This window comes from Nocardioides sp. BGA-UO-ETr-FS32 (genome assembly GCF_059567905.1).
The window spans coordinates 56,294-63,625 of sequence record NZ_JCAQOX010000005.1; the positions used below are offsets into that span (position 1 = coordinate 56,294).

Annotated in this window: 5 protein-coding genes and 1 pseudogene; 5 read left to right on the forward strand and 1 reads right to left on the reverse strand. The window is 65.2% G+C overall.

Annotated features, from left to right (window positions below; all coding sequences use genetic code 11):
* Positions 1-2: 2 nt before the first annotated feature.
* The 5 genes from AC57BS_RS02065 to AC57BS_RS02085 all read left to right on the forward strand — a co-directional run bounded on the left by AC57BS_RS02065 (position 3) and on the right by AC57BS_RS02085 (position 6,484).
* Entirely contained in the window at positions 3-1,601 is a 1,599-nt protein-coding gene (locus tag AC57BS_RS02065) for an acyl-CoA carboxylase subunit beta (protein ID WP_496409837.1), read from the forward strand.
* A gap of 19 nt (positions 1,602-1,620) precedes the next feature.
* A complete protein-coding gene (locus AC57BS_RS02070; RefSeq protein WP_496409838.1) occupies positions 1,621-3,603 on the forward strand; it encodes an acetyl/propionyl/methylcrotonyl-CoA carboxylase subunit alpha in 1,983 nt (660 codons plus the stop codon).
* Positions 3,604-3,665: 62 nt separating this feature from the next.
* Positions 3,666-4,820, forward strand: coding sequence for an acyl-CoA dehydrogenase family protein (locus AC57BS_RS02075; RefSeq protein WP_496409839.1), 1,155 nt, complete (start codon positions 3,666-3,668; stop codon positions 4,818-4,820).
* Between the two features lie 9 nt (positions 4,821-4,829).
* On the forward strand, positions 4,830-5,606 hold the full coding sequence (locus AC57BS_RS02080) for an enoyl-CoA hydratase/isomerase family protein (protein ID WP_496409840.1): 777 nt from the start codon (positions 4,830-4,832) through the stop codon (positions 5,604-5,606).
* Positions 5,607-5,647: 41 nt separating this feature from the next.
* Entirely contained in the window at positions 5,648-6,484 is an 837-nt protein-coding gene (locus tag AC57BS_RS02085) for a TIGR03084 family metal-binding protein (protein WP_496409841.1), read from the forward strand.
* A gap of 142 nt (positions 6,485-6,626) precedes the next feature.
* Here the strand turns inward: AC57BS_RS02085 and AC57BS_RS02090 are convergent.
* Positions 6,627-7,117: pseudogene (locus AC57BS_RS02090) on the reverse strand (IS3 family transposase); the annotation flags it as partial.
* Positions 7,118-7,332 lie beyond the last annotated feature (215 nt).

Genomic DNA, 7,332 nt, shown 5'->3' on the forward strand with positions numbered 1-7,332 from the left:
CCGTGCAGGTACTGCCCGATCGAGTAGACACCTCCTCCATCGAGTTTCAGCAAAACTTGGACCAGATGCGGTTGAGCCTCGACGAGGTCGCAGAGGTTCGCTCGGCGACACTCCTCGGCGGAGGCGAGAAGTCCGTCGCGCGCCTACGCGCTCGCGGGAAGATGCTCGCGCGCGAACGCATCGAATGGCTGTTGGATGAGGACTCGCCGTTCCTGGAGCTGATGCCCTTTGCGGCGTGGGGCACCGAGTTCACGGTGGGCGCCAGCGTGGTCACCGGCATCGGCGTCATCGAGGACGTCGAGGTCATGCTCATCGCCCACGACCCCACCGTGCGCGGAGGGACCCTGAACCCCCATAGCTTCAAGAAGGTCTTCCGCGCCATGGAGATCGCGAAGGAGAACCGGCTGCCGGTCATCACGCTCGTGGAGTCGGGCGGAGCCGACCTGCCGACGCAGGCCGAAGTGGCCATTCCAGGCGGGCGGATGTTCCGGGACCTGACGGATCACTCCGCCGCCGGGCTACCCACGATCGCGCTCGTCTTCGGCAACGCGACAGCTGGCGGTGCCTACATGCCGGGCATGTCCGACTACGTGGTGATGGTCCGCGGGAGATCCAAGGTCTTCCTCGGGGGACCGCCCCTGGTGAAGATGGCCACCGGCGAGGAGTCGGACGACGAGTCGCTCGGGGGCGCGGAGATGCATGCCCGGACCTCCGGACTCGCCGACTATCTGGCCGAGGATGAACTCGACGCGATCCGCATCGGTCGCGAGATCGTGCGCCGTCTGAACTGGCGCAGGCTGGGCTCGAGTCCTAGCGAGCCGCCCGACGAGCCCCTCTACCCGGTCGAACAGCTCCTCGGCATCCCCTCCTCGGACCCCAAGGTGCCGTTCGACCCACGCGATGTCCTCGCCCGGACCGTCGACGGCTCCAGGTTCGATGAGTTCAAGCCGCTCTATGGCACCTCGCTTGTCACGGGATGGGCGTCCATCCACGGATACCCGTTGGGTGTGCTGGCCAACGCGAGAGGCGTGCTTCTCAACGAGGAGGCCGAGAAGGCGACTCAGTTCATTCAACTCGCCAACCAGATCGACACCCCACTGCTGTTCCTCCAGAACACCACGGGATACATGGTCGGCAAGACCTACGAGCAAGCCGGGATCATCAAGGACGGCGCCAAGATGATCAACGCGGTGACCAATAGTCGAGTCCCGCATCTCACCATCAACATAGGAGTCTCCTACGGAGCGGGTAACTACGGCATGGCTGGCCGAGCCTTCGGACCGCGTTTCCTCTTCTCCTGGGTCAACTCCAGGACCGCCGTCATGGGACCTCAACAACTCGCGGGCGTGATGTCCATCGTCGCGAGGGAATCAGCGGTCGACAGGGGTCTCCCGTTCGACGAGGCTGCCGACGTCGTCATGCGCGAGACCGTTCAGTCGCAGATCGAGCGCGAGCAGACTGCGCTGGCGAACAGCTCGAGGGTGTACGACGACGGCGTCATCGACCCGCGCGATACGCGGACTGTCCTCGGCATCTGCCTGTCCGTGATCCACAACAACGAAGTTCGTGGCCAGCGCGGCTACGGCGTATTCAGGATGTGAACCTTTGTCTTCGATAAGCATGGTCCTGGTCGCGAATCGCGGTGAAATCGCACGACGGATCTTCCGTACCTGTCGCGACATGGGCATCAGCACGGCCGCCGTCTACTCCGACGCCGACATGGACGCGCGCCACGTGGCCGAGGCGGACGTAGCCGTACGGCTGCCAGGGGTGAGCCCGGCGGAGACCTACCTGCGTCCGGATCTCCTGGTGGATGCCGCCCTCAGGGTGAACGCCGACGCCGTTCATCCTGGTTACGGGTTCCTGTCCGAGAACGCCGGCTTCGCCCGTCTCTGCGCCGAGAACGGACTCACGTTCGTAGGTCCGCCGCCGGACGCGATCGAGGCGATGGGGTCCAAACTCGCCGCCAAGGCAATCATGGCCAGTGTCGGCGTCCCTACGCTGCCATGGACCGACGTGACCGATCTGGACACGTACACGGTCCGTCAGGCGGCTGAAGACCTCGGCTACCCCCTACTGGTCAAGGCGTCCTCGGGTGGTGGGGGGCGTGGCATGCGCACGGTGCTGGATCCCGGCGACCTACTCGAAGCCGTCGCCGCCGCCAAGCGGGAGGCCGGTGCTGCCTTCAGCGACGCGACCGTGTTCCTGGAACGACTCGTGGTCTCTCCTCGCCACGTGGAGGTGCAGGTGCTGGCCGACACGTATGGCGCCGTCGCGCACTTGTTCGAGCGCGAGTGCTCGATCCAGCGTAGATATCAGAAGATCATCGAGGAATGCCCGTCGCCCGCGGTAGATGAAGACCTGCGCGAGCGGCTGGGCAGAGACGCCGTGGCGGCGGCCAAGGCCGTTGGCTATGCGGGTGCCGGGACCGTGGAGTTCGTGATGGACGGTCAAGGTGAGTACTACTTCCTCGAGATGAACACGCGGCTCCAGGTCGAACATCCGGTCACCGAGCTGGTCACCGGGCTCGACCTGGTCCGCCTGCAACTCATGGTCGCCCAACACGAACCGCTTCCCGCCGAGGTGTCGAACGCTGTCATCACCGGCCATGCGGTCGAGGCAAGACTCTACGCCGAGGACCCGCTGCAGCAGTTCTTGCCACAGACCGGAACGCTCGACACCTTCGACCTCGGGCAGGTTCCGGGGGTCCGGATCGACAGTGGCGTGGAAGTCGGATCGTCTGTCAGTCAGTACTACGACCCCATGGTGGCCAAGGTCATTGCCTGGGCGCCGGACCGGCAGGAGGCGATACGCAAGCTCAGTGCGGCACTCGCCAACGCCCGCATCCATGGCTTGGTCACGAACCGGGATCTCCTGGTCCGCATCCTGCGGCATCCCGAGTTCGTGGCCGGTCACACTGACACTGGATTCTTGACCCGGCACCCCGCCGTCGACCTGGGCCGACCACTGGCCGGACCGGACGCACAGCGCCTGCATGCGGTCGTGGCGACCCTGGCTCTGGTTGAGCGCAAACGGGCGGCGGCGTCGGTACAGCGCACCGTCCCCGCCGGGTGGCGGAACAACCGCTCGCAGCCGCAGACCATCAGCTTCGAGGCCGGAGAAGAACAGTACCGGGTCGCCTACGTGCTGGACCATGGAACTGTTCGCGCACACGTCAACGATGACGACCTACCTGAGCTGGCCGTCAGTGTGCTCACGCCCCAACGAGTCGTTCTCGAGGTTGACGGTCTCCGCGAAACCTTCCACGTCGAGATCTCCGGTCATGGGGACTCACCGACCGTCCATGTGGATGGCCGCCTCGGCCACACCTCCTTCACCCGGACACCGCGCTTCCCCTCCACGGCGTCAGCCGCCCCCGGCGGCTCCCTCATGGCGCCGATGCCGGGCACCGTCGCGAGGGTGCTCGTTGCTGTCGGCGACGACGTCGCTGCAGGAGAACCGCTGTTGGTCCTTGAGGCCATGAAGATGGAGCACACCATGACGAGTCCGCATCAGGGCGTCGTCCGCGAAGTCACGGTTGAGCAGGGGTCAGCAGTGCATGACGGCGAGGTGCTCGTGGTGATCGAGGAGAACGAGAACTAGGCGGCCTCGCCGCAGACGAGCGCTTTCTGCATCCACTAACCGATGTCAACAAGGAGCACCAGATGGACTTGCGTGAAACCGATGAGCACACCGCCCTCCGAGAGGCCGTGGCGAAGCTTGGACGGTCGTTCGGTCACGAGTACTTCGTCGAAACCTCGAAGTCCGGAGCCAAGAGTACGGAGCTCTGGAAGGCTGCGGGACAGCAGGGCTTCTTGGGGGTGAATCTGGCGGAGGAGTACGGCGGCGGGGGCGCCGGCGTTTACGAGCTGCAGATCGTGGCCGAGGAGCTGACGGCTGCCGGCTGCCCCCTCCTCATGATGGTGGTGTCTCCTGCGATCTGCGGTTCGGTGATCCAGACTTTCGGCACGGAGGATCAGAAAGAGCGATGGCTCCGACGTCTCGCCACCGGCGAGTCCATCATGTCGTTCGCCATCACCGAACCGGACGCAGGCTCGAACTCGCACAACATCTCGACAGTCGCCCGTCGCGACGGTACCGATTACGTGCTGTCCGGCACCAAGTACTACATCTCCGGTGTGGACGAGGCTGACGCGATCCTCGTCGTCGCCCGAACGGGCACGGACGACAGGGGCCGCGGGAAGCTGAGCCTCCTGGTGGTACCCACCGATGCCGCCGGCCTCACCAAGACGCTCATTCCGGTGGAGATGACGGCACCGGACAAGCAGTTCACCCTCTTCTTCGACGATGTCCGCCTTCCTGCTGAGAGCCTGATCGGAGAGGAGGGCGATGGTCTACGCCAGGTCTTCCACGGCCTGAACCCGGAGCGGATCATGGGGGCAGCTATGGGGAACGGCATCGCTCGATATGCCCTGGCCAAGGCGGCGGAGTACGCCCGAGAGCGCCAGGTGTGGGGCGTTCCGATCGGCACCCACCAGGGCGTCGCGCACCCCTTGGCGCTTGCGAAGATCAACGCCGATCTTGCTCGACTGATGACGCAGCGGGCCGCCTGGCTGCACGACGAGGGAGACCCCCTGGCCGGAGAGGCCGCCAACATGGCGAAGTTCGCGGCTGCCGAAGCGGGCATGGCAGCGTTGGACCAGGCCATCCAGACCCACGGCGGGAACGGATTGTCGACAGAGTACGGGTTGGCCACCTTGTGGGGCTCGATGAGACTCATGCGGACCGCGCCGATCAGCCGAGAAATGATTCTCAACTACGTCGCCAGGCACAGTCTCGGCCTGCCCAGTTCCTATTAGGGGTTCACGATGACCAACCTGCACGATGACGCTGTCACCTACGAAGTCGTCAACGGAGCCGCCTGGGTGACGCTGAACCGCCCAGACGCACGAAACGCCATCAACTCCGCGATCCGCGCCGGCTTGTTCGAGGCCGTCGACCGTTTCAACTCCGACGTTGAAGCGAAGGTCATGATCCTCACCGGCGCAGGTGACGCGGCCTTCTGCGCCGGGGGGGACCTCAAGGAGATGGCCGAGCAGAGGCTGGGGCTGCCTCCGCCGGACTTCATTCCATACTTCGGCCGCACCGTTGCCGTCGACAAACCCACCATCGCGGCCGTCAATGGTGTGGCCTACGCAGGTGGCTTCCTCCTGGCCCAGATGTGCGACCTGGTAGTCGCCGCCGAGAACGCCCGCTTCGCGGTGACGGAGGCGAAAGTCGGCCGCGGGTCGCCGTGGGCGGCTCCCTTGCCGTGGTTGATCCCACCCCGCGTGGCCATGCAGCTTCTTATGACGGGCGATCCCATCGACGCTGTGAGGGCGCGGGAGGTCGGGCTGGTCAACGAAGTGGTCCCTGCCGCACAGCTACGCGAGGCGGCTCAGGAGCTGGCTGAGCGGATCGCCGCCAATGCCCCGCTCTCCGTCGCAGCATCGAAGGCGATGGTGTACGCATCAGCAGATCGTGGTTGGCATGACGCACTCGATGAGGCGGACCGGATCTGGGAGCCTGTCTATCTGAGCGCTGATGCACAGGAAGGTCCACGGGCGTTCCGCGAGAAACGCCCACCGCAATGGCAGGGCCGATGAGCACGGGCCGTCCGAGCATCGGTGGTATCGACGACAAAGGCATGCAGCTCGACCTGCTGCTACGTGATGTCGCCGCCGAAACAGGCTGCTTGATGAGCATGCTGCTGCCTCTGCCGGTCGTCGCCTGGGAGAAGGCGACGCCCGCGGAAGGGTGGACGGTTCGAGATCAGGTGAGCCACCTGACGTTCTCAGACAACGCTGCCTATCTCGCACTCACCGACCGGGCCGCGTTCACCCAGTTGCTCGCGCAGTCACAGCCGGACCCGATCGCTTTCGTGGACCGTGCGAACATCCCCGGGCGGACGATCGGTGTACCTGAGCTGCTCGGCGGCTTCGTTCAGGCGCGGGTGCAGATGGTGCACTCACTGCGTGCAGTCGATCGGCAGACTCGGGTTCCTTGGTTCGGGCCACCCATGAGCGTGCTCTCCTTCGTCACTGCTCGGCTGATGGAGACATGGGCACATGGGCAGGACGTGCGCGACGCGCTCGGTGCGGAGACGGTCGCGACCGATAGGCTCAGACATATTGCGGACATCGGAGTTCGGACCCTGCCGAACAGCTTTCGGGCGCACGGGCGACCGATCCCTGCGGTCCCTGTCCGGGTCGAGATCACCGGCCCTTCTGGAGAGTTGTGGGTATGGGGTGAACGGGGAGCGAAGAACCGCGTCACCGGGTCAGCACTCGATTTCTGTCTCGTCGTCACGCAGAGGCGTCACCCTGGTGACACTGACGTATCAGCCGAGGGCGCGGTCGCGGCGGAGTGGATGTCAATGGCGCAAGCCTTCGCTGGCCCCCCCGGCGCCGGCCGGCGCGCGGGCCAATTCTTTGGGCGTCCCGCAGAACCCGCAGCCGCCCTTGGGGATGAACGGCACGACTGATGAAGAACCGGACTACGCCCGCCGGTGCCCGGCCCTAGACCACTGTCGGGGAAGGACAGATTGATAGCGCCGGGGGGAGGGTCTGCTGCACGATCAGGTGACAGGTTGACCTGACCTACCGTTTGGGCTCCATCCGCGGTGGCTAACTGACAGCGTGGATGGGTTCGTTTTCGGAGCGTAGTTCGTACTCGATGGGGGTGCGATAGCCGAGCGCTGAGTGGCCGTCGTTGGCGGTTGTGAAAGATCTCGATGTAGTCGAAGATCGCGTTCGCCAGCTCGACGCGGGTCTTCCACTTCTTGCGGTTGAGAAGCTCGATCTGCATCGAGGACCAGAAGCTCTCCATCATGGCGTTGTCCAGGCCGTCGCCGACTGTGCCGAAGGACGGCAGCAGGCCGGCGGAGCGGATCTTCTCGCCGAACACCCACGAGGTGAACTGCTTGGGTGCCGTGATCAGCGTGGACGATCCCGCCCGGCTCAGGACGGCGGTTCCGGATGGCCATGTCGAGGGCATTGACCACCAGTGTTGAGTCCTGGCGGGAGTCGATGGACCAGCCGACGATCCGGCGGCTGTAGGCGTCGAGCACCGCGGCGCAGTAGAGCCACCCTTCTCTGGTGCGGTGCTGGGTGATGTCCTATGCCGACCTCCGGACTATGCCGACGTTCGTCGTGACGGGCTGTGGTGGTGGGGCGTTCGGCGCGGGATGGTCGGCATAGTCAGAGGGCTGTGAGCCAGGCGAGGATGTCGGGCTCGGGGCGGTAGGCCCCGGGTTTCACGTCTTGTGGTCGTGTTCGGTCGAGGGCTGCTTGCTTGATGGCCATGTCGGCGTGGAGGTAGGCGTCGGTGCTG